The 22,604-nt window shown below is 61.4% G+C and carries 21 protein-coding genes; 2 read left to right on the top strand and 19 right to left on the bottom strand.

Annotated features, from left to right (window positions below):
- Positions 1 to 52 precede the first annotated feature (52 nt).
- The 10 genes from NKH57_RS09290 to NKH57_RS09245 all read right to left on the bottom strand — a co-directional run bounded on the left by NKH57_RS09290 (position 53) and on the right by NKH57_RS09245 (position 9,442).
- Complete coding sequence (locus NKH57_RS09290) at positions 53 to 964, bottom strand: ABC transporter permease (RefSeq protein WP_352729375.1); 912 nt, start codon at positions 962 to 964, stop codon at positions 53 to 55.
- Complete coding sequence (locus NKH57_RS09285) at positions 961 to 2,061, bottom strand: ABC transporter permease (protein ID WP_352601561.1); 1,101 nt, start codon at positions 2,059 to 2,061, stop codon at positions 961 to 963. Before NKH57_RS09285 ends, NKH57_RS09290 begins: the two co-directional genes overlap by 4 nt.
- Positions 2,058 to 3,578 (bottom strand): ABC transporter ATP-binding protein, encoded by a 1,521-nt coding sequence (locus NKH57_RS09280; protein WP_352943674.1) that lies wholly within the window; start codon positions 3,576 to 3,578, stop codon positions 2,058 to 2,060. The genes NKH57_RS09285 and NKH57_RS09280 overlap by 4 nt, the downstream gene beginning before the upstream one ends.
- Positions 3,579 to 3,581: 3 nt before the next feature.
- Positions 3,582 to 4,679 carry a BMP family ABC transporter substrate-binding protein gene (locus NKH57_RS09275; RefSeq protein WP_352943778.1) on the bottom strand — a complete coding sequence of 366 codons (1,098 nt, stop codon included), beginning with the start codon at positions 4,677 to 4,679 and terminating at the stop codon, positions 3,582 to 3,584.
- A 26-nt stretch (positions 4,680 to 4,705) separates the two neighbouring features.
- Complete coding sequence (locus NKH57_RS09270; protein WP_352601565.1) at positions 4,706 to 6,085, bottom strand: amidohydrolase; 1,380 nt, start codon at positions 6,083 to 6,085, stop codon at positions 4,706 to 4,708.
- Between the two features lies 1 nt (position 6,086).
- Positions 6,087 to 6,746, bottom strand: a complete 660-nt coding sequence (locus NKH57_RS09265; RefSeq protein ID WP_352601567.1) for a glutathione S-transferase family protein — start codon at positions 6,744 to 6,746, stop codon at positions 6,087 to 6,089.
- A complete protein-coding gene (locus NKH57_RS09260) occupies positions 6,743 to 7,588 on the bottom strand; it encodes an aromatic ring-hydroxylating dioxygenase subunit alpha (protein ID WP_352601569.1) in 846 nt (281 codons plus the stop codon). The genes NKH57_RS09265 and NKH57_RS09260 overlap by 4 nt, the downstream gene beginning before the upstream one ends.
- Positions 7,585 to 8,238, bottom strand: a complete 654-nt coding sequence (locus tag NKH57_RS09255) for a Rieske 2Fe-2S domain-containing protein (protein WP_352943671.1) — start codon at positions 8,236 to 8,238, stop codon at positions 7,585 to 7,587. Before NKH57_RS09255 ends, NKH57_RS09260 begins: the two co-directional genes overlap by 4 nt.
- A 93-nt stretch (positions 8,239 to 8,331) precedes the next feature.
- Positions 8,332 to 8,655 carry an acylphosphatase gene (locus NKH57_RS09250; protein ID WP_352943669.1) on the bottom strand — a complete coding sequence of 108 codons (324 nt, stop codon included), beginning with the start codon at positions 8,653 to 8,655 and terminating at the stop codon, positions 8,332 to 8,334.
- Positions 8,656 to 8,851: 196 nt separating this feature from the next.
- The gene (locus NKH57_RS09245) at positions 8,852 to 9,442 is read right to left on the bottom strand and encodes a DUF308 domain-containing protein (RefSeq protein WP_352943667.1); all 591 of its coding nucleotides are present in this window, start codon (positions 9,440 to 9,442) and stop codon (positions 8,852 to 8,854) included.
- 268 nt (positions 9,443 to 9,710) lie between these two features.
- Here NKH57_RS09245 and NKH57_RS09240 point away from each other — a divergent pair, with 268 nt between their 5' ends.
- Positions 9,711 to 10,652 (top strand): LysR substrate-binding domain-containing protein, encoded by a 942-nt coding sequence (locus NKH57_RS09240; protein ID WP_352943665.1) that lies wholly within the window; start codon positions 9,711 to 9,713, stop codon positions 10,650 to 10,652.
- A 357-nt stretch (positions 10,653 to 11,009) separates the two neighbouring features.
- Here the strand turns inward: NKH57_RS09240 and NKH57_RS09235 are convergent, their stop codons facing one another.
- From NKH57_RS09235 to NKH57_RS09200, 8 genes are all read right to left on the bottom strand, one after another.
- Positions 11,010 to 11,732 (bottom strand): hypothetical protein, encoded by a 723-nt coding sequence (locus NKH57_RS09235; protein ID WP_352943663.1) that lies wholly within the window; start codon positions 11,730 to 11,732, stop codon positions 11,010 to 11,012.
- A gap of 28 nt (positions 11,733 to 11,760) precedes the next feature.
- Positions 11,761 to 12,960 carry a gluzincin family metallopeptidase gene (locus NKH57_RS09230; RefSeq protein ID WP_502907272.1) on the bottom strand — a complete coding sequence of 400 codons (1,200 nt, stop codon included), beginning with the start codon at positions 12,958 to 12,960 and terminating at the stop codon, positions 11,761 to 11,763.
- 65 nt (positions 12,961 to 13,025) lie between these two features.
- Complete coding sequence (locus NKH57_RS09225) at positions 13,026 to 13,694, bottom strand: TfuA-like protein (protein WP_352943659.1); 669 nt, start codon at positions 13,692 to 13,694, stop codon at positions 13,026 to 13,028.
- Positions 13,695 to 13,755: 61 nt separating this feature from the next.
- Entirely contained in the window at positions 13,756 to 14,904 is a 1,149-nt protein-coding gene (locus NKH57_RS09220; protein ID WP_352943657.1) for a YcaO-like family protein, read from the bottom strand.
- Positions 14,904 to 17,999, bottom strand: a complete 3,096-nt coding sequence (locus tag NKH57_RS09215) for an ATP-binding protein (protein WP_352943655.1) — start codon at positions 17,997 to 17,999, stop codon at positions 14,904 to 14,906. The genes NKH57_RS09220 and NKH57_RS09215 overlap by 1 nt, the downstream gene beginning before the upstream one ends.
- 98 nt (positions 18,000 to 18,097) lie before the next feature.
- Positions 18,098 to 18,304, bottom strand: coding sequence for a hypothetical protein (locus tag NKH57_RS09210; protein WP_352943653.1), 207 nt, complete (start codon positions 18,302 to 18,304; stop codon positions 18,098 to 18,100).
- 60 nt (positions 18,305 to 18,364) lie between these two features.
- The gene (locus NKH57_RS09205; protein ID WP_352829306.1) at positions 18,365 to 18,895 is read right to left on the bottom strand and encodes a hypothetical protein; all 531 of its coding nucleotides are present in this window, start codon (positions 18,893 to 18,895) and stop codon (positions 18,365 to 18,367) included.
- Positions 18,896 to 19,072: 177 nt separating this feature from the next.
- Positions 19,073 to 20,455 carry an FAD-binding oxidoreductase gene (locus NKH57_RS09200; RefSeq protein WP_352943650.1) on the bottom strand — a complete coding sequence of 461 codons (1,383 nt, stop codon included), beginning with the start codon at positions 20,453 to 20,455 and terminating at the stop codon, positions 19,073 to 19,075.
- Between the two features lie 219 nt (positions 20,456 to 20,674).
- On the opposite strand from NKH57_RS09200, the gene NKH57_RS09195 reads away from it, so the two are divergent.
- Complete coding sequence (locus tag NKH57_RS09195) at positions 20,675 to 21,682, top strand: AraC family transcriptional regulator (RefSeq protein ID WP_352943648.1); 1,008 nt, start codon at positions 20,675 to 20,677, stop codon at positions 21,680 to 21,682.
- A gap of 109 nt (positions 21,683 to 21,791) precedes the next feature.
- Here the strand turns inward: NKH57_RS09195 and NKH57_RS09190 are convergent, their stop codons facing one another.
- Positions 21,792 to 22,340 (bottom strand): invasion associated locus B family protein, encoded by a 549-nt coding sequence (locus tag NKH57_RS09190; RefSeq protein WP_352943646.1) that lies wholly within the window; start codon positions 22,338 to 22,340, stop codon positions 21,792 to 21,794.
- Positions 22,341 to 22,604 lie beyond the last annotated feature (264 nt).

Genomic DNA, 22,604 nt, shown 5'->3' with positions numbered 1-22,604 from the left:
GACCGCCAAGGGCGCTTCAACTTGCGCCGAGCTTCGCAAATCCACATCGTGGCTAGCGTTCGAAGGGTTCGCCAAGCGAGGCGACGCCGTTCAGCCTGAGCAGGCGGCGGTCCGCCGAGATGATACCGAGCACGACGATTGTAACGAGATAGGGAAGGCTCGAAAGCAGTTGCGACGGTACGTCCAGACCGGTCGCCTGGGCCGCGAGACTCATCAGCGAAACCGCGCCGAAGAGGCAGGCACCCAGGAAGATGCGGCCAGCAAGCCAGGTGCCAAAGACAACGAGTGCGATCGCGATCCAGCCACGTCCGGCAATCATGCCGTCCGCCCAAAGGGGCGTGTACACCGCTGCCGCATAGGCGCCGGCAAAACCAGCCATCATGCCACCAAAGGCTATTGCCGCGACACGGATGGCGATGACCGGATAGCCGATGGCGTGGGCAGCCTTGGGATTCTCGCCGATTGCCCTCACGACAAGGCCGACCCTCGTATAGGCAAACATCGCCCAGATCGCGAACGTCACGGCAAGGGAAAGCCATACGACGACGTCTTCGACAAACAGCCTGCCGACTACCGGGATTTCCGAGAGGCCGGGAAAGGCAAGTTTCGGGAGCCCCTTGACCGTCAGGCTCTCGTAGCTTTTGCCGAACAGCGCCGAAAGGCCTTGGCCGAGGATGCCGATCGCAAGGCCCGTGGCGACCTGGTTTGCCCTGAAACCGAGTGCCAGCACTGCAAAGACGAGGGACAGGACGGCGCTGCCGAGGCCGGCGGCGACGAAGCCCAGCAGGTGTCCACCGCCGTGGTAGACGACGATGAACGCGAGCACCGCGCCGAGGGCCATCAGGCCCTCCACGCCGAGGTTAAGGACGCCGGCGCGCTCGACCACCAGCTCGCCTAGTGCGGCAAGCAGAAAGGGGGTTGCGGCTGCGAGCATGCCCGAAATAATGAACTCGACGGCGTTCATGGCTGGCTCCGGAGATGGGGGCGGCGCCACTCGATGCGGTAGCGCACGAAGGCCACAGCGACGAGATAGGCGAGCAGCAAACTGCCTTGGAAGACGCGGACGGCGGCGATCGGCAGGTTCGCCGACACCATCGCATTGTCGCCGCCGATATAAAGGACGGCCATGAAGAGCCCAGAAAAGATGATGCCGACCGGATGCAAGCCGCCTAGATAGGCGACGATGATGGCCGCATAACCGTAGCCGGTCGAGATCGAGCGCTGCAACTGGCCGAGCGGCCCCGCGACTTCCGCGGCGCCTGCCAGTCCCGCCACGAAGCCGCCGATCAGAAGCGACAGCCAAATCGCACGCGCTTCGCTGAAGCCGGCGTAGCCGGCCGCGCGCGGGGCAAGGCCGCCGACCTGGAGCTTATATCCCATGAAGCTTCGCTGCATGAAAACCCAGGCCGCCAGCGAGAGCGCGAGTGCGATGAGCAGCGAGACGTTGACGCGGGTACCCGCGATCAGGGTCGGCAGCATCGCGTCGTTCTGAAACATCACGGATTGTGGGAAATTGAAGCCGGCCGGGTCCTTCCAGGGGCCGAGCAGCAGGTAGTTGAGGACTTGCGCGGCAACGAGGCTCAGCATCAGGGAGACCAGGATCTCGTTCGCATTGAATCTGACGCGCCAGAAGGCGGTGATAGATGCCCAAAGCGCACCTCCGAGGGCCCCGAGAAGCAGCATCAGCGGCCAGATCCACTGCCCGGTCGCCTGCGGAAACCAGACAGGGATCGCCGAGGCGAAAATAGCGCCGAGGATGAACTGGCCCTCCGCGCCGATGTTGACCACTTTTGCTCGAAAACCGATCGCCAGCCCCTGCGCGATGAGGAGAAGAGGCCCGGCCTTGAGCAGCACCTCCGCGAACGATGTCCAGGAGAGGAACGGCTCGAGAAGCATCGCGTACAGCACGGCCGCCGGATCGCGGCCTATGAGCGCATAAAGGCCCAGATTGAGGATGATCGCCATGCCAAGCGCGGCAACCGGGGCCAGCATGGCCGCGACGAGCGAGGCATGCTCCCGGCGGACGAGCGCGGGGAGGAACGTCGCGGCCGAAATGTTCATGCAGGAACCTTCTCTGGCGAGGCATGAGCGCCGATCATGTATCGGCCGATGTCTTCGGGGCGCGTGTCCCGCGTGACCAGAGGCGGACTGAGCATCCCATGATGCAGCACCTGGATGAAATCGCAGAGTTCGAAAAGTTCCTCGAGTTCCTCGGAAATGACGAGGATAGCCATGCCCTCGTTGCGCAGCGCAATGAGCCGCCTTCTGATGGCGGACGCAGCGCCGATGTCTACGCCCCAGGTCGGCTGCGCCACGAAGAGCAGTTTTGGCGAGAGCATCATCTCGCGACCGACGATGAATTTCTGCAAGTTGCCGCCGGACAGCGAGCCCGCTTCGGCAGCCGGGCCGGAGGCGCGGACGTCGTGCTGGCGGATGCATTCGCTGGTGAAAGCCGTCGCTCCGGCGTTGTCGATGAGGCCGTGCCTCACGAGATCGAAAGGATGGGCGGTAAGAACGGTGTTGAGCACGAGCGACATTTCAGGGACCGCGCCGCGTCCGAGCCGGTCTTCGGGCACGAAGGCGAACCCTACTCTCCTGCGCGCCGCCGCGTCGAGTGTGCCTACGTCGCGGCCCATCATGTAGATCCGGTCGCGCTGTTCCTTCAGCATCGCTTCGCCTGAGATGAGCGCGGCAAGTTCGCCTTGGCCATTGCCCGAGATTCCGGCAATGCCAAGGATCTCGCCTGATCGTACCGTGAGGCTGATACCAGAGAGCGGCGTGGCAAAGGGGTCATCGGGCGTGTAATCCATGCCGATTATTTCCAGCCGCTTCTCCCCCTCGGGCATGGCCAATGCCGGCATCACCTCCGGCATGTCGCGGCCGATCATCATGCGGGCGAGGTCGTGCGTATCGTGGTCGCGCGGGTCGACGGTGCCAGTAACGCGCCCTCCACGCAGGATGGTCGCCCGGTCGCAGATCGTGCGAATTTCCTCCAGCTTGTGGGAGATGAAGAGGATGGACACGCCGCGGTCGCGAAGGCGCCTGAGCGTTTCGAACAGCTTCTTCACCGCCTGCGGCGGCAGCACCGAGGTCGGCTCGTCGAGAATGAGCAGCTTCGGGTCCGTCATCAGGCAGCGGATGATCTCCACCCGCTGCCGCTCGCCGACCGAAAGCGCGTGCACATCGGCGAGAGGATCTACTTCAAGGCCAAACTCCTGGCCGAGGGTGCGGATGCGCCCCGCCAGCTCCGCCTTGCTGCCGGGCACGACGAGCTGGATGTTCTCGACAACGCTCAGCGTCTCGAACAGCGAGAAATGCTGAAAGACCATGCCGATGCCCCTGCGCCTTGCCTCGGCCGGCGAGGCAAGGCTCAGGAGCTCTCCGTTCCAGACGACGGTGCCCTCGTCCGGCTGTTCGACGCCATAGATGAGTTTCATCAGCGTCGATTTGCCCGCCCCATTTTCCCCTAGAATCGCATGGATCGATTGGGGCGCCACGTCCAGATCGATGGCCTGGTTGGCCCGGATCTGGCCGTAGCTTTTCGAGATGCCGCGAAGCGACAGAAGGGGCGGGGTCATGACTTACTTGGGCAGCGGTGTGGTGACACCCTTGACGTGCCAGTCCATCGCGACGATCTCGGGATCCGCTATCGTCGCACCGGCGGCGGCGGCTTCGCTGCCGTCGGCCTTGGAGATTGGACCCGTGAAGGGCGAGAAGCTGCCGTCGGCGATCTTCGCCGCCACTTCCTTGATCTTCGCCATCGTGTCGGCCGGGATATCCGAGTTCCAGTCCACGACCTCTACCACCTTTTCGGCGACGCCAAGGAAGGCGTTGGCGCCCTTGAAGGTTCCGGCGATATGGGCATCCACGGAAGCCTTGAAGAAGGGCGACCAGTCCGTCGCAATGCAGCCGAGATATTTCTTCGGCGCATATTTTTTCATCGACGAATTGAGGTTGAACGCGTAGACGCCAGCCTCTTCGCAGGCCGAGATGACCGAGGGCGTATCCTGCGCGTTCGAGAAGATCACGTCGCAGTTCTGCGCCATCAGTGCCTTGGCGGCCTCCTGTTCCTTGGCCGGGTCGAACCAGGAGTTCACCCAGACGACCGATACCTCGATAGCGGGGTTTACGGTCTGCGCGCCGAGCGTAAATGCGTTGATCGAGGTGATCAGCTCCGGAATGGCGAAGGCCGAGACCGAGCCCAGCTTGCCGGTTTTGGAAAGAGCTGCGGCGGCCATGCCGAGCAGGTAAGTGCCTTGGAAATACTTCGCCGCGAAGGGCGAGAAATTCGGCGCGGTCTGGAAGCCGGAGGCATGCAGCACGGTGACCCCAGGATCGCGGCGGGCGATCTGCAGTGCGCCATTCTGGTAGCCGAACGAGCCGGCGATCAGGAACTTGTTCCCGTCGGCGACGGTCTTGTTCATGATCCGGTCGGCGTCCGGCCCCTCGGCGATGTTCTCGATGACGGTGATCTTCACCTTGTCGCCGTATGCGGCCTTGACCGGCTCGAGGCCGGCGGCGAGCGCATGGCCCCAGCCGACATCGCCGACCGGCGACGGGAGCACGAGCGTGATACCCAGCGGCTCGTCGGCCGCAAAGGCGGGACGGCCGCCAAGCGCGCCGGCAAGCCCCGTCGCGGCAAGGCCCTTCATTAGAGTTCTGCGGGTCAGGTAGTTCAGCATGTCAGTTCCCCTTTTTTAAGTTGTCAGAATTCCACCGTAGCAAGCGCGGCTTCCGCGTCCGCGGCAAGCCGGGCCTCGTCCAGCCCGGCAAACGCACCCTTTTCCCAGACGATGCGGCCGTTGATCATGGTCATGTCGGTTGGCATGCCGATGCCGACCTTGGCAATCAGGCTCAACGGATCGTGGCGCGTGCCGACATAATCCATGCGGCGCGTGTCGATCGCGAAGAGATCGGCGGCCATGCCGGGCGACAGTCGGCCGATGTCCTTGCGACCGAGAAGCGCGGCGCCGCCCGTTGTCGCATAGCCGAGGAAATCGGCCGGCGCGGGCACCGGATGAGCGCGCGTCGAGGCCGCCAGGCATTGCAGCATGTAGGCGGAATGGATGCAGTGCATGAGGTTGGAATTGTCGTTCGAGGCGGCACCGTCGCAGCCGAGACCGACGCGCAGGCCGAAGGCGGACATGGCGGGAATATCGGTCACCTGCGCACCCACCAGATAGACCGGCTCCGGGCAGTGCGAAACGCCGGTGCCGCTCGCCGCCATCACCCGCAGTTCGTCATGCGTCAGCTCCCAGCAATGGGCATAGAAAGTGTCTTGGCCGGCAAATCCGAGTTCCTCGAGATAGTCCACCGTGCGCATGCCATGGCGGGCTTCGATGACCGGGCTTTCGCCCTCGCCGACATGGGTGTGCATCTGCAACCCGCGATCGCGCGCCAGCGAAACCGATTCCACGAAGGTTTCGCGGTAGCAATTGACCGGCTGGCAGGGAGCGACGACGACCTGGCGCATGCTGAAGGGGCTGGTGTCGTGATAAGTGTCGATGAGGCGAGCGCAGTCGGCGATGAATTCGTCCGTGGTCTCCAGCATCTCGTCCGGAATGGTCGAGCCTTCCGACTTCGGCAGCGTGTTGCCGCCGCGGCCCGCGTGGAAACGCATGCCGAGAAGATCGGCCGCTTCGAACTGCCGGTCGATGAGCCGCTTTCCGGCATGGCGGGGAAAATTGTACTGGTGGTCGAAGGCCGTGGTGCAACCGTGCTTGATCATCTCCGCCATCGCCGTGACCGAGGCGTGATAGAAACAATCCTCGTTGAGCCGGGAGAAGATCGGATAGATCCGGTCGAGCCATTCGATGACCGACAGCTTCGTCCAGTCGAGCTCGGCACGGTTGCGCACGAAGCATTGGAAGAAATGATGGTGCGTGTTGACGAGGCCGGGATAGACGAACCAGCCGTCGGCGTCCTGCACGATGGTGCCGGCCGGCAGCTCGCCCCTGTGCAGGCCTTCCCCGATTGCCTCGATCCGCGGCCCAATCGTCAGCACATCGACATTGCGCCGGACGCTCGGACCCTTGCCCTCATCGGTGATGACCGCCGCGCAATTCTTCAGGAGATAGCCGGTCATCTCACGCCTCGTCCGGGCATGGTCGCGGTTCGGGCTTCAACTCGTGCAGCCGGTGGATACCGGGCATCTCGATGAAGTTGTCGAGGCTGCGGAGCGCTCGCGACCAGAGCCGGATCGTGGGATACGGGTCGAGGGAAACGCCTCCGTCGGGCGCCAGCGCGACATAGGGAAAGCAGGCAATGTCGGCAATTGTCGGGCGGTCGGACGCGAGAAACCGATTGCCACGCATTTTTTGTTCGAAGAGGCCGGCTTCCAGTTCACGCAGTGCCGCTATGCCATTGGCCTGGAGCGCACCGATGTCACCGGGGCGCAGCAGCATCTCGTGCAGGCGCGCGCCGCCGAGGCTGGCGGTCAGCCTGTGCGAGAAGGAAAGCCATTGCTGGATGCGCGCCGTCTCCTCGGGGGCGCCGCTGCCGAGCCAGGCCGGTGCTGCCTTCGCGGCGAGATAGCCAAGCATGGCGGAAGATTCGGTCAGGATCAGGTCGCCGTCTTCAAGGATCGGGATGGAGCCTCCCGGATTAAGCGCCATAAGCTCGGGGCCGCGATGCTCGGCGCCGGGATGGAAGTCGACCGGACGGATTTCGAGCTTCACGCCTGACAGCGCCGCCATCAGGCGCACCTTGTAGCAACTTGGGGAGAGGACGTAGTCGTAAAGCCTCATTGTGCCACCAGCTGCGCGCCGTAGGTAAAATTGTGGCGTTTCAGCCAGCGGCGATAGGCGACCGAAGTCAGGTCGGCGCGCGTCGGGATTTCCATGCCGGGATCGAGCGGCAGAAGCCGCGGGATCTGGTTTTCGAGGATCGAGCGGTCCTGCAGGAAAATCGTCTGCTGGAAATGGATGAGGTCGGTCAGTGGGGTCTCGTCGTCGAAGAGCGCCATCCACGGCCAGACGTCGCAGAGGTCCTCCGCAAGCGGCTGGACGAACAGCGCGATGACATCCCATTCGCCCGGGCGCGGCGGGCAGGTCTTGTAAAGGACCGAGCAGGTCGGTGCCGGCACGCGGTACATATATTCCGTCGTGATACCCCCGCTCGCCGATTTCGCCGCCTGCGGCTGGTAGAACTTCACCTGGGTTGCCCAGACCTCGTCCTCTTCCTCGCGGATCTCGACCTTGTAGTCTTCGACCTCGGTATGCGGCTCCGAGCCGAGGATATCGGTATGGACGAAGGGGAAGTGTGCGATGTCGAGAAAGTTCTCGACGGCGCGGAGCGGCGAGCAGCGCACCCGCACCACACCGACATCGACGAAGCGGCGCCCGGGCTGGTCCGCCTCGGGAATCGGAAACACCGGTTTCCTGGGTTCGCCGAGCGACGACCAGACATGGCCATAGCGCACCGAGACCGGCAGCACGCGCCCGTTTTCGCCTGTCACTTTCGCCGCGCCATTGGCGTCGAGCGCAACCTTGATCGGCGCGCCCATCAGGGTGGTCTCGCGCCCACCGCGGTCGAGCTGGCTGAAAAGCCCGACCGGATACCATTCGTCGCGCATCGCATCGTCGTTCATGACACGGCCTCTTTCGCCTCGATCCGTTCGGCCATGCGCCGAAGGCTCTCGGCGGCTCGGGAGGCGGCAATGCGCTCGGACGCACCGCAATCGGCTGGAACAAGGACATGGACCAGAGTCTCGCCGGTCTCCTGCGGGACGGGCAGCAGGCGGATTGCCGGCGCGCCGGGCGCCTGCCAGACGAATCCTTCAACGGCGACCTTCGTTCCGGCAGCCGCAGAGAGCGCCGAACCTCCGGCACGGACCGTCAATGAACGGAGCGGGACGTAACTCTCGAAAAGCGGTGGCTTGCCGTCGGGCTCTCCATCAGCAACCCAGACGATGCCGCCTGCCTCTTCGACCGACCGGGTCGCAACGCGAATCGTCTCCGGCGGCGTGAGGCTGGGATGGGCGGGAATGCGCAGACACCGACCGGCCTGCGAATAGGTCCAGCCGTGATAGATGCAGGAGAGCGCCTCGCCGCGCACGAAGCCATGGGAGAGGCGCATGCCACGGTGCGGGCAGCGATCCGCCGATGCCGCCAAGCGCCCCGATTGGCTTCGCCAGAGGGCAATGGGACCGGCGGGCGTCCGCGCCGGCATTGCCTGTCCTGTCGGCAGATCCTGGGAAAGGGCGACCGGCACCCAGGTGTCCGTCTTGTCGGACAGCATGACCTTACTTTCCGTGCTGATACCACTGTTTGCCGGCCAGAGATGCCAGCACAAGGAGTTGGCGAACCGCTCGATAGTCTGACGTATGCATAATTATTTCGCAACTGCAATATTGATTAAATTAAGTGCAGACGGACGGTAACCACGCGCAAAGCCATGTGTTTTTTGCTCGACAGGCGCGCGGTCGATGGTCTCGACCCAGACCTCGATGGGCCCGAGCGAACACCCCATCTCCATCATGTCGATCAGTTCCGTCGCCCCGGCAATATCGAGCTCGATGCGATCGGTGCTTGCATGAGTGATATGGTGCGCGAGACCGAGCTTGGCCGCATGGCGCGTGATCCAAGGCAAGAAGGACGCGGGTTGGAGCTGGCCGCGAATGGTCATCCGCTCATGGTGCTGACCTTGCTTCATCATGAAGGACCTCGCGGCTTTGGTATCATGGTCAGCAGCATAGCGTGAGATCGAACGGGCGGAAGTGGTAATCGACGCGTGCTATTGCAGCGGATCCATACGCGAACGGCTGCGAGAGGCGAAAGGGCATAAAAAGCCAAAGCCGATACTGGGAAATGGGGCCGGAGCCGCGGCCCGAAGGCGTGGCTGGCGCCGCGTCTTAGCTCGCGGCGCGAATCCCACCTTTTCGGGCATCGCTGATGGTGAGCCAGATGGCCGAGACGGCGAAATAGAAGGCGCCGAACGCTGCATAGGGGGCGATGTTGGCGATGCCGACCGGGTCTGGTCCGCGGGCCATCAAGATCATGAAGACGCCTGCAAGGGCGGACTGGGCGCCGCTCAGGATCATCGCCCACTGGGCGCCGAAGGATTTCCAGCGGCCCACGGCGGTGGCGAGTTGAAAGATGCCGGAGAAGCCGGCCCAGATGCCGAAGACGACCAGCACGCTGTGCATGCTGCTGCGAAGTGCGACAGCGACGGCGATCGCGGTGAGAACGCTGAAGATGAAGTTGAGCAGCTGCGATTTGTTGCGGCCGAGGCCGCCGCTGCGCTGGGCATCGATGAAGTTGGCGAGCGCGTCCCAGGCCGGATAGCCGACGAGCATGATCGCGGCGAGCGGTGGCACGCTCTTGGCGACCGAGAAGGCAATCACGACCCACGCCGCCGAGAAGGCGAACCGGGTGAAATAATAGCGCTTGAGCCAGCCCGAGGCGGACGGGGCGGGTCGGTGTTCGATCGTCTGCGTAACCATGTCGAGTCTCCTATTCATTGCCTACCAGCTAGAAGACGGATCGTCGGCACGGAAATCGTTTGTTCAAATACCAGCAATCCAGCTCGGATATTCCTCGCAGGAATGCTTTGATCGTCAGTCCCTTGCCGCGAGGGCGCCGAGTTCGTCTGTAATCTGCGAACCCCCCGCAAGATCGGCAGAGAAGGCTCCGTGCTAACCAAGCGGTTTATTTGCATTGGTGCTCGAACGGACCTAAAAATTCAGAAACCCTCGCTCTTATGGGCACATATTGGGGGAGCGGATGCATCTTCGAGGACTCGATCTCAATCTTCTGGTTGCGCTCGATGCGCTCCTCACCGAAAGGAATGTCACCCGCGCCGCGGAGCGCATTCACATCTCTCAGCCCGGGATGAGCGCGGCGCTGCGGAAGTTGCGCCACCATTTCGCCGATCCGCTGCTAGAGCAAATCGGCCGCAATCTCGAGTTGACCGCCAGGGGCCGCGCGCTCGCCGACCCTGTCAAGACTATTCTCTCTCAGGTCAGCGAGCTTAACGATCAGCCGACCAGCTTCGATGCGTCGGCCGCGCGACGTGTTTTTCGGATTTCTGCGACAACCTACTGCTGCGAGCTTCTGGCCACGCATTTGATATCTCGGCTGCGGGAGATCGCTCCGCTGATCAGCGTGCAGTTCGAGGAGCTGTCGGCGGATACCGCAGACCGCATTGTGGACGGCCAGATCGACTTCGCGATCACAATCTCAGCCAGACTGCTCGACAAAATGCAGGCCTATGACGAGTTCATACGGTCGCAGAAACTATTCACCGACAAGTTCGTTGTGGCGATCTCCAAAGATAATGCGCACACCGCCAAGACCATCACTTTCGACGAGCTATGTGTGATGGGATATATCGAGACTCGGTTTGGCGGGGTGATCGCTGGCGTCGCTGAGCAGCTTTGGCGCCAGCAGCCTAAGCAACCGCACACATGCGGGTGGCTGCCGAACTTCCATCTCACTTTGAATACGGTCGGCAGGACTGATATGGCGACGATCCTGCCGTCGCTGCTGGTCGCGATGCAGAGCGACCGCTACAATGTGAGGGCGCTTCCAGTGCCCTTCGAGATGCCGATCATCGAGGAACGTCTCTACTGGCACCGGCGGAACGACAGTGATCCCGGCCATCTATGGATGGAACGGACGCTCGAAGAGGTCGCTGCCAGTTTTATAACTTGAGAACTGACGATCACGCGACGCCTCAGCGTGATCTTCCAGAGATCATCGCGCCGAGCGAAAGCTTGTGCCGGCCTGCGCCGGCGCCCGCCTCTAGACTAAGACTAAGAGGAAGGGGCGCCATCAAACACCGCCGATTACCCTCCACGGGCGATTTTGCCGCCGACTGCCGCATCACCACCGTGGGCATCGAAAACCGCCAATTCGCCAACAACGGTCAAAGCAGCCAGTAGTCCGGCAAGCTGAGTTATAGCGGTGTATAATCGCCACAGGCCGGTGGATTTGGACAACAACCATGCAAGCCGAGCCGGGGGCTAGCCGGCAACAACTCGCCATCGGACATGCGCGCACTCGCGTCTATCAGTCGCCAAGTCTCCCCCCGCGATGGCCCGTCATCATCCGGGAAGCATACATCGTGGGCGAGCGCTTACCCGGCATATTGGCTTCGAGAACGATCTGCTCGACGAACCCCTGGTTCGTTTCGAATTCAATGCACTGATCAAGCTTGTCGACTATCCAAAGCATGTATCTGTCCCCCACACTCGGCTTTTTCTTGTCATAGCCGCAATCGTCGAGTGGAATTTCTTGAGGAAAGGCCGAGATCAGCATGATTTTCGGTTTTGGTAAATCATAGCACTGTCCTTCATATGAATAACCGACAATAATGCCACAGGAAAGAAATTTCCCTTCCCTTGCTGCCTCTTCGAGTGTTACTAATGTTGATAAAGCAATTTTTCCAAACTTTCGCGTGTCGAGTACAATTTGGTACGACATTCCTGTAGGCAATGGAAACGGCGGTAATGTAATAAGCTTCTTGAATATTTCTTCATCAGACAATATATTTCTTCCTTTACCTCTTAATTCTTCTACGATTTTCTTAACTTCTGCGTTTGCTTTCTCATCTTTTTTGGGATCACCCGTCGACATGTTTGACGAAATACTTGTGTTTTTTGTGCCGACGGCCTTTGAGCTCCCTGGGAAAACGAGACCACCACTCCCGGGGATGCCGTAGAGCCTTACTTGGCTGGCGTTATATGCGCCATCGGGAAAGGTCAGTGTCGGCCGGTGAAAATCGTCGCTCATGTCGTTACCCTCCGTTGCAATCACCAATTCATAAAATTTCCCGCCATCTGAAGTTCTCTTCGAAGCTTGCCGCTATCGCCGGGCCGACGCGGTCGGACACTTCGATGATGGTGGAGGCTGCGATTGCGAATGTGAGATGGTCGGCATCGAGGCGCGTCCACGCGCGCGCGAGCGAAAGCGCGACATCGTCGCGCGCCTTGATTAGCTCGGTCTTGAAAAGGAACGGACTGGCCCGGAATGCATCGCCCGTGAAGTTAGAGATGCGCCGCATGTCGGCTTCACTAACCTGCCTGATGTCGAAGCGAAGCAGGCGCTCGTCGGCCAGGCCCTGCCGCACCAGGCCGGCATGGTAGAGATCGACCAGGGTATCGAACACCGCTCCCGTGAATGGGCGAGACCGGTCATGAATCTCTTCGGTCACTTCCGTCATCTTGCGCGAGTTACTGGCGAGGCGGATCTGGCGGTCGCCCGTCAGTTCGGCGATGCGGTTGAGCTCGTTGAGGACAAGCAGGTTTGCCTGGCTGTGCCGTAACAATCGATCCATCCCGCTGTCGAAATGCAGGAACGAAAGCAGCGAAATAAGATCGGCGTTGGCTTCGTGGAACGGCCCGAAGTCGCCGTTCTGCAGGCCCTGCGTGGGCACTCCGAAGAGAGAAAAGAGTATGGAGTGACCCATTTCATGCGCGATCACATCGAAGTTGAGGGCGTACGGATGGCCGCTCCCGTCGGCTCCACGCTCGCGGCCAAGCTCCAGATAGCCATACCCCGATTGCGCATTCTCCCAGTCAACCCAGGGAATGATCTCAAGCCGCTCGTATGTTTCGGCGAAGTACCAGACAATCGGCTTGCCCAGATAGCTTTCCCAGATGTCCAGCACCCGGCTCGCAGCCGCGAACGCATGCGCTGCCAGGAACTGGCGCGACTGAAGAGCGAGGTGGTCGAAATGACCATCAACGCCGGGCTCGGCGGGTGGGAAATACGCGCCGACGAAGGGCGGCAGGTAGGGATACCCGTACGGCTGCTTGTCCAGCAAGGGATCACGCACGTATATGCGATGATCCGCCGGACCCGGATGGATCAAACCAGGCGATGTTGAAATCCAGACCGCCTCGGGTTGCTCGTACCCAGAAACGTGAGGCGCTTGTGGGTATAGCAGGAAGCGTGTTCCAGCCGACATCCCCGCCCGACCGGCCACATCGAGCGCGTTCACCTGCGCGGCCCCTCTCATGGTCGGACACTAGCACGAAGCCTGCACTTCGTAAATTGCACCAAGTATCGCCGGCAACTCTGTCGTCAGATTGCTAAGCCGGCGTCCTCCAGATCTTGGGCAAACGCGACCGTCATTCTGAAATTCCTCAATTCCGCCGCCACCAATGCATTTTCTCGCACAAGTTGCAGAGCTGACAGTGCATCGCGTTTCTTTTGCTGAACGAAAGCTCCTGAGAGAATTTGCCGGCAGGCTTCGATATCATGGTCACTGGCTTCCCGTAATGCCTCGCGGACCATTCGCGACAGCGTGCGTTCCCTAAAATTGAGGTTCCGCGCCGCATTCTCAAGCCTTCCTGACAAATCGGTGGAGATCAGGTTCCGCCTCCAAGCAGCGCGAACGGTCATTCGCAAATCAACTAAAGCGTGCGTTAGTGGCGAAAAATTCACCGCCTTCGGACCGTAGAGCACTGCCACAGCGTCATCAGGCAGGAAAGCAAAGCGGCGGTACCATCGATAGATAAGGCCAACGCCGTGCATGTATGGGTAAAGCTCGGCGGCTCGCAAGGCTCCCATGCTTCCGGCACCAATCACCGGGATGGCCTGGCTGATCGCCCACAGTATCTCCTTATGCCTCACTGCCGGCTCAGCCTGGAAAGCGCCGTCTATGATGACAATTGCAGCCGGGTCATAACGCTGCACCGCAGCTATGATCGAGCCTTGCACCGCGGGCGCCAGGCAGATCACGTCGGCCACCTGCTGTGCCTCTGGATGCGATAGCGTGGGGCCGGTGAAAACGAGCCGAGGTCGCATCCGGTCACTCCACCAAAGGGTACAATTGGGGGATAACTATCCTGACGGCCGACAGTCGGTTCCAAGGGCTGGTGTTGAGGCGGATCAGATACACGGCGTTGATTCCGCTTTCCTCCAGTCTCGCGAGAAGGCTACCAAGCAAGGTCTGCCCGCCCGCCACTCGATAGGCAGGCTGACGGGTGAAGCTCACGTCCTTGCGGCCGCCGGTGATCAGCTGGCGGTGCGCCTCGATAAGCTGCCAGTCGGGATATTTCGGATAAGACGCCCGTGTCATGTCATCGCGTGCACCCGAGATTGCCGCAAGCCGCGCCTGCGCCGCCTCGTGGATCGCTTGGACGGCAGCTGCCGCCGGATCGAATGCAGCGGCCGAGCCGTCGGCTGGCAGATGGAGCAATGCCGTCTCGCGAGGATTGCTTTCCATCAGATGGCACCAAATCACAGGCAGGCCAACAGGCGACGGCGCAAGCCAAAGGCCGACGATCATGTCCTTTCGTGCAAGTTCATCCAATAGGGCCAAGACCCTTGCGTCATCGATGGTCGCTGGATCGATTCGCTGGTGTTGCAGAAAACCATGTGTCTTGAGAGCGCGGGCGATGGCATCGCGTTCGACGCATTCCAATATTCCGTGTGTGATGGCGTCTGTTTCATCAAGCGCGGCCGCCAGTCCGGTTGTCGTTGGCGTGAAAATTCCGTCACGGGGGCTGGGCGGTACGAGATAGGCCGTGTGCACCAATTCCAGCGGAACGAAGTCGCGGCCGCCGCCCAGCAGGTTCTCCGCCTCTACCCAAGCGTTTTCTCGGCCGCGCCAATCAGCAGGTGCGGGCTCTCGCAGCCACGTCTCAAATCGCCCGTAGGGTATTCCGAGTAACTTGGCCGAAGCGTAAGCTGCATCAAGATGTTCGATGCGCTCGGCGAAAAAGCTCTCAGCGGATTCCAAAATGGCCGATATGGCAGCGCGAGCCAGGCTGGCACCCTTTCCCTGCGCGACCGCATTTGAAAACGAGAACGGCCTCGTTGCCTGCACGACCGGGATGCCGACACGGTCCAGGCCGGTAATGTCCGCAATACGGGTGATGCCCAACGCTTGTCGCATCGACATCAGATAGGTCAGCGCTTCGTCTGCCGGAGGACCAATGCGCTCATATTGTTCCACTATCGGCTGGCCCGCAGTTCCGGCTCAGGGTTCACGACCAGCGGTTCGCCGGGCTCAACCGACTTCCTTGCCGCTTCGACACGGTCGTTGTAGCTCCGAAGCAGTACGGGCGAGAGATTTGACGCGCTGAGCGTCTCGTAGGCCGCGATGAGGATGGGCACGGCATTCTGCTCGGCTGCAGTATTGAGGCTCTTCTCAAGGGCAGCCGCCACCCGGCTGGCCGCCGCCCTGTCAAGGACGAGCAGTTGTGCAATTCGCCGGTGTAGTTCCGCCAGCCAATATCGGCTGCCACCCGCCTCGGCCTGCGCCACCGCCGAATGAAGCAGCGCAAGCGCATGACCGATCTCACCCGAGCGCGCGAGAAGTTCTGCCAGCATGCCGCAATAGACGGGCTCGTCCTCGGGTGTCTGCACTTGTCCATGGAGGCCGAGGCCCTCACGCATCTTGTCCTTGCCCCGCTGAAGTTGGCCAGCATTGCCATCGCACCAGCCCTCGAAGATCTGTGCCGAGACGGCTATCGAAGGCAGGTGATGAAGCGCGGTCAGCTGTCGCAGATCCTCAATCACGTCACGCAAAGAAGCGAAGTCGCGGCGATAGCAACTCAGCATCGCGTCGTTGATACAGGCATGCGCAATGCTGCTGACATGGCCAGTCTGCTGCGCCCAATGGCGGGCCTCCGACATGGAGCGGAGAGCGCTCGTCGCTCGTCCCGAGAACCACAGCGACAGTGCACGATGCGCCAAGCCGCATACGCGCGCGTCGTGCCCCCCAAAACGCGTGGCATTCGCGTGCCCCTGGCTCACGTCATAGAGCGGCAATCCAGCATCAATCGAGGCTATGCATCCACCATGGTCTCCGCGATTGAAATCGACCGCCCACAAGCAGTGCCTAGCCTGGAGCTGAATCTCGGGGTCGTTAACCTCCTTCAAATCATTGACGACGGCCTGCGCCCGCTCGCCATCAACGACCGAACCCGTGAACCACCAACCCCAATAGATCGGGAACCACTTGGCGCGCTCCGCTATCGGCCGACGCCGTGCGATCTTTACGCCGTCGTCATAGAGCCTGCGGGCGTGTTCGGAATTTGGCCCTTCGACGGCAGTCAGTATCGGCCCGAGCACAACCATCGCCGAGAGCCGCAGCGCATCCCGTTTGTCATGATCAGAAACCTGCCCGCAAAGCGCGATGGCATGCTCGAGCAGCTGCCTTGCCTCAGCCATGGCCGAGCGGGACGAGCTTTCCATGCCGGCATTGACGAACTCGCCGATCGCTTCGTCAAGCAGGCCGCCTCGCTCAGCATGATCGGCAAGAGCTGCCGTTGTTAGCCAGCCAACGAGGCTGCGGTTGCCGCTAGCCACCGCGTAAAGACGCTGATGCAGAGTCTGCCGCCGTTTCCGCAGTGTTCCATTGTAGATCGTCTCTTGGATGAGCGTATGCCGAAACACGTACACTGTCGCCGCTGCGTGCCTGGCACGTACGAAGCCTGCCTCGGCCAGGGCATCGAGCGCCGTAGAGATCGTGCCCCGGTCAAATTCCGGCAAGAGCGCCGACAGCAAGTCCAGGCTGAATCTGTTGCCGGCGACGGCGGCCGCTCGCGCCACCTCGCGGGCGCGGCCGAGAGGCTCCAGCCGGGCATCTATCACTGTTTCCAACACCGCCGCGCGGCCGAGCGAAACGCCCTGTGGCAGCTGCTCCGTACCGCTAGCGGCATTCTCCGCCATCCATTGGCAAACCTCCTCGATGAACAGGGGTACACCGCCGGTGACGCGCTCGACCAACTCTATCAACTCAGGCGCAGGCGCTCGCTTGCCTTGAGGCCACATCGTTGCGATTGCCCGCAAGGTGTCGGCATGCTCAAGGGGAGCGAGCAGGACATGCTTGCTTCTTTCGTCCAGCCAGTCGCCAGATCCCGGCCTCGTCGTTGCGATCAAGAGCACGGGGGAACTCGGAACCAGCTTTGCAAGTTCACCCAGCAACTGCTTCGACGTCAGGTCGATCCAATGAATATCTTCAACGATCAACACCACTGGGCCACGGGCGCACGTTGCTTGTAACGCATGGCGCGCAGCCCAATCGGCCTTCTCCCGGATTGCTTCCGGGCCCATCTCATGGAAACCGGACCTCGCGCCTTCCACGCCGAGCAGAAAAGAAAAGATGTCGACGACTTCGGCGTCGTGAACGTCATGTGCGGCGAACACCTCGGCTAGAAGCGCAGGGGTGAGTGCACGCTCGCCGTCGTCGAAATTGCCCAGCATCGCCTGCCGCAGTGGATACAGCGTCGAACGCGAGTCGCCTGGCATACATTGGAAGAGGAGCAACCTGTTGCGTTGGAAACGCGTTCGCCGGCGCACCTCGTGCAGGATGCGCGACTTGCCAATGCCGGCTTCGCCCTCGATCACGATGACTTGGCCACGTCCCGAAACAGCTTCATTCCAACATTCATGGATCAGCTCGGCCTCATCCGTGCGGTCGATCAAGGGGCTGGTGAGGCGTCCGAACGCGAAGAAACGGTCTACCCCCCGTTTGTGGCTCACCGCCTGCCAGACCTGCTCGGGTTGCGCGAAGCCTTTGATGACGTGAGAACCGCAGAAGCTAAATACGTGTGAGCGCCGTGTCAGATTGCGCGTCTCGTTGCACACGACGACGGTATCTGGCCGGGCGATTGCCTGCAGCCTGGTTGCCAGCGCAAATGCAGGACCGGTTACCGTGTCTTGCCCTACAGCGGTGTCGCCCTTCAGGATTAGCGTCATCGAGGTCGCCACGCCGACCCTTACATGCAGGTCGCTCCTCCCTTTCTCCGCGGCAAGGAGCTTGCACGCCCTGACGATCTCAAGTCCGGCGCTGATTGTCAGCGACGCCGCATCCTTCGCACCCAGATCGACTGGGAACACGGCGACGCCGCCGTCGCCGACCTCGACCCTCACGGTTCCGGAGCACGATACGATTGCTTTCTTGGCGGCCATTTGAAACGCCAAGATAAGTTCCTCAAAATCTTCGATGCCGAGCAGGCCGAGCAACTCGGTGGAGCCTACAAGATCGTAGCAAAGGGCGGTTAATACGCGCCGCTCGTGACGGGACTCGACGCCGTCGTCCATCAACCCCCTGCCGATCGGAAGGCGCGAGCCAGTCCCCGCCTTCGGAACATCAACTCGGCTCTTATGCGACATGTCACCCTCGCTGACAGCGCATACTATCAAAAGTATGACAGAGCACAAATTACAGAGCGGCGATCGCCGCAACCTGCGACGGCTGCTCGGGACCTCTCGCTTGCCTTCAGCTCGCGGCCCATGTTTTTCATCGCCGTCATGCGCTCGGCGATGGTACCCGTCGACTCTTTGTGCGCCAGCGCAGCGCCTGCAATAAGCACGGCTGCTAACGTCATGGCCGCGAGCTTGAACACCCAAACCTCCCGTCCACGAGGGTGACCTGCCACTGCGTTAAGCGGCAGGTCTTGCTTGGACTACTTCACTGGAATCATCAGGTGCGCGTAGGGCGTGTCGGGGAACATGACATATGGCTGTGTCTGGTTTGGTTCGTGGGGATATAACGCCATGATTTCCGGTGCGTTCATGATCATGACATGGGGACCGTCATGTAGCCATTCGGCCCCTTCCGCCGGCTTGGTTGCAAAGGGGTCGGTATTGCTGGCTGCATCGCCGCCCTTCAGCATGTAGGCAAAAGCGACCTTGCCTTTCGGTGGCTCGCTCTTTGACATGATCGCGTGCATCCACGCCATCCCGTTCTCATCTGTGCACATCGGGTCATCGGCGGGAGTTCCAGGGTCGTCCGGGATGCAAGTGAAGCCGTTCGTGCCCTTCCTCAACGTCTTCATCTCCCAGTTCACGACGGCGGCGTTTTTGCCGACAGCCTCCGGTGCTGCCGTAATCGCATTCTCAATCAACTGCTCATCGCTTTTGTCAGCCGCAGGTGCGGGGAATGCCCAAGCGGCGGCAATAGCTGCCAAAAACACAGGGCTTGAATGGATGCGCATTTCCTCCTCCTTAGCGAGCGCAGATTTTGCCGGCGAGTTCGCAACGAGCACAGCTCCCGCTCTTTGGAGTTGGCTGCTGCCCTAGTATCTGGAACGCGCCGCATACATAAGATACTCCTCATATTACCGGGGGTCACTCAGGATGTGACGCCGGTCCGCCTGACGAGCGGCCGCCCGTCAGGCAGCCGGCCGGATGTTTTGGTTCACCCGGAAGAGGTTGTTCGGGTCGTATGTCTTCTTCAGCGTAGCCAGGCGCTCGTAGTTGTCTCCATAAGCAGCCTTGAGCCTTGCATCGCCCTCGTCATCCATCATGAAGTTCAGGTAGGCGCCACCCAGATCGAACGGATGCACCGCCTCCCAATAGGCCTTGGTCCAGCGCGTCACCGGCCCCGCTTTCTGTGGGTCCGGATCGATCCCTGCGATAACCATCGACCAGGTCGCATCACGGCAATTCCAAGCTGTCTCGTCTTTGCCGATTCGATGAACGGCGCCATCGATCGGATAGAGATGCATGAGCGATAGCTCGCTCGGCGTCTTCGCCGCCTGCTTGAGATGAGCGTCAATCGCCGCGTCAGACAGTGTCTTGACGAAATCGCCCCGCCAATACCACTGCATCCCCTTCGGGTAGAGCCCGTCGAACATGCTCTGCACGGCGGGATAGGGCATCGTTCCCATCCAATTGAACCAAGGCGCAGGGAGCGCATCGATGAGCGGGGCCAGCGCCCCTCTACCCTTTTCCTCCGGGCCGCTATAGCAACACATCAGGAGACACATCCGCTTGCCCCAAAACTCTTCCGGAAACGGCGCGCTCGAGAGGATCGTCTTGAGCCCGAGGAAGATCCCGAGTTCCTCGGGCGCGTCCGGCAGGAACTCGCGATAACGCTGCATGATGGTACGGGCGTGTTGTTGATCAAATGCGATCGGCCCCGCAAAGACCATGTTGACCCGGTGAAGCTGGAACACAAAACTGGTGACGACGCCGAAATTGCCGCCACCGCCACGCAGCGCCCAGAACAGGTTGGGGTCCCGTTCCTTGCTGGCGGTGACGAAGCTTCCGTCGGCAAGCACGACATCGGCCTCGATCAGATTGTCGATGGTCAGACCGTATTTGCGCGTCAGATAGCCGTGGCCGCCACTCAGCGTCAGTCCGGCGATCCCAGTGGTCGAGATGATGCCCGCCGGGACAGCCAACCCAAAGGCATGGGTGGCGTGGTCGACGTCGCCTTGAGTGCAGCCCGCGCCTACCCGCGCCGTACAGACGTCCGGATCGACGCGCACGCCGTTCATCGCCGACAGATCGATCACCAGACCATCGTCGCAGCTCCCTAACCCCGGTCCGTTATGGCCGCCGCCACGTACCGCAACCAGCAACTTGTTGTCGCGACCGAAATTCACCGCTGTGATCACGTCGGCGACGTCGACGCAGCGGGCGATGACCAACGGTCGCTTGTCGATCATGCCGTTGTAGAGCTTGCGGGCCTCGTCATAGTTCGCGTCGCCGGTGCGGATGACTTCGCCCCGCAGGCTTGCTGCGAATTTGGTGATGTCTTCGTCGTTCATGGCATTCCTCCCTACCGAACCTGTCGGCCGGTCGATGGACGCTAGCCCATCCGGTGCTCGCGAAAATGTCACATCGTCCAATTCTGTTGCCCGATCGTTCAGAGTAGGATCGCGCATATGCGCGCTTGCTCATATGGCCGTATTGCTGGATAGTTCGGGATGTCCGGCCAAAAAATTCGTCATTCAGGGAGTAGTCGATCGTTTCCGGAGGTGTAGTGCATGGATGTCCTTTCCGATGTGCTCCGAGCCGTTCGCCTGACGGGTGCGATCTATTTCGACATCGACGCCAGTTCTCCCTGGGTCGGCGAGTCGCCGGGTACCGCCCAGATTGCCGCCGCCATCATGCCGGAGGCCGAGCACGTCATTTCCTTTCATGCCGTGATGTCTGGATCGTGCTGGGCTGCGCTGGGAGACGATTCTATGCCTCCGGTACGGGTTAACGCCGGCGATATCGTCGTCTTCCCCGGAGGTGCCCCGAATGTCATGAGTTCCTCGCCGGGGACGCGGGGCAAAGCCAACATGGCAATGTACTACCGGCCGGTAGACGAGAACCTGCCGTTCGCGGTGATTCATGGCGGTGGTGGAGACGAGCGGACCCGGTTTATTTGCGGGTACCTTGGCTGCGATGCGCGTCCCTTCAATCCGCTGCTCGCCGCGTTGCCGGCCATACTGTGCGCCCACAAACCTGCCGACGGCAGCAGCTGGGTTACTGACCTGTTTCGCCAGGCGCTAGCTGAGGGTGGCAGCGGGCGCGCCGGTGGCGAAACGGTTCTCGCCAAGTTGAGCGAATTGATGTTTGTCGAGGTCATCCGCGGCTATCTTGAGACCCTGCCAGAGGACTCGCGTGGATGGCTGTCCGGCCTTCGCGATCCGCACGTCGGCGAGGCGCTCCGACTCATTCACGCACGCCCTACGGAGGAATGGACATTGGACCGTCTCGCCCGCGCCGTAGGGCTCTCGCGCACTGCTTTTGCGGGCCGCTTTAGCCACTACGTCGAGGTCTCGCCCATGCAGTATCTTGCTCGCTGGCGTCTGCAGTTGGCGGGACGCCTGCTCGAACGGCCCGATGTCAGCATCGCGCAGGTGGGAGCTGAGGTCGGCTACGAGTCGGAGGCCGCGTTCAATCGCGCCTTCAAAAAGTTCGTCGGCATTCCACCTGGTACCTGGCGCAAGGGACGTTCGACTTTGCTGAAAGCCCAAAAGTTGGCGTCTGTCGTCGTTCAGTAGGCAAAATGGCGCGTGTTCACGGCTCGGGCTGCGTGCCAAGCCGACGTCGACGCAGAACTCGAATGCCCGCTTCTGCCGGCAACCAACCGGCCGTCAGCGGACAGCCCAATTACTTGATCGATTCCAGCTTGGCGACGGCGGCCGTGAAGCCGGCCAGCGACACCGGAATGGTGACCGGCTTGCGAGTGACCGATTCCATGCCGATGTTCAGATTTGTGCCGGACTTCATGGCCTTGACGAGGTCCGCCGACAGCGGCGTGGCGGCATAGGCGCCGTTCTGGTCGCTGGTCTGGATCGCGAGGGTCGTCTTCTGGGCCTGGTCGATCTGGAAGGAGGCGCCGGACGGCAGGAACAGCCCGTGCGGCAAGGCAAGCAGCATGGCGAGGCCACCGTTGCCGCTGTCGCGGCGCACGGTCACGGTCAGCACGCGCTGTCCGGTCTTGGCTTCGGTCAGGTTCTGCGACACCTGGCATTGAAGCTCGGCGTTCGCAGAGCCGCTGGAGCAGTTCACCGCCCACGGATTGGCATCGGAAGGTTTCGGCTGGGCCGGCTTGGCGTCTTCGGCAAGGGCCGGTCCCGCTGCCGCCAAGGCCAGCCACAGGGCGCCGCATCCCGCCGCCACGCCAAGTAGATTAGCTTTCGCTAAAATAAATGCCATGATCTTTTGTCGGATGCCTTGCATGTTTCCTCGCCCCACCAGGTATTCTCCTGGGTAGGGCTTGATACAACAGTCGGGACGGTTCCGAAAGCTGGGCCGGAGACAAGAAAGCCGACGAAGATACTGTGACCTTTCGGGCACACCACGTGACATTGCAGGAAACTTCTAGAAATTGAAGGGCCCGAGACTCGCTATACAATAGAATTCGAGTAAGAATTTACACGGGGCACGTGTAGTCCCGGAAGGACTCGCCAGGAATGGGAA

Source organism: Mesorhizobium sp. M1050, from assembly GCF_040318715.1.
Lineage (GTDB): Bacteria > Pseudomonadota > Alphaproteobacteria > Rhizobiales > Rhizobiaceae > Mesorhizobium.
Note: the sequence above shows the minus strand (reverse complement) of the source record. Positions and strands in the feature narration are given on the sequence as shown.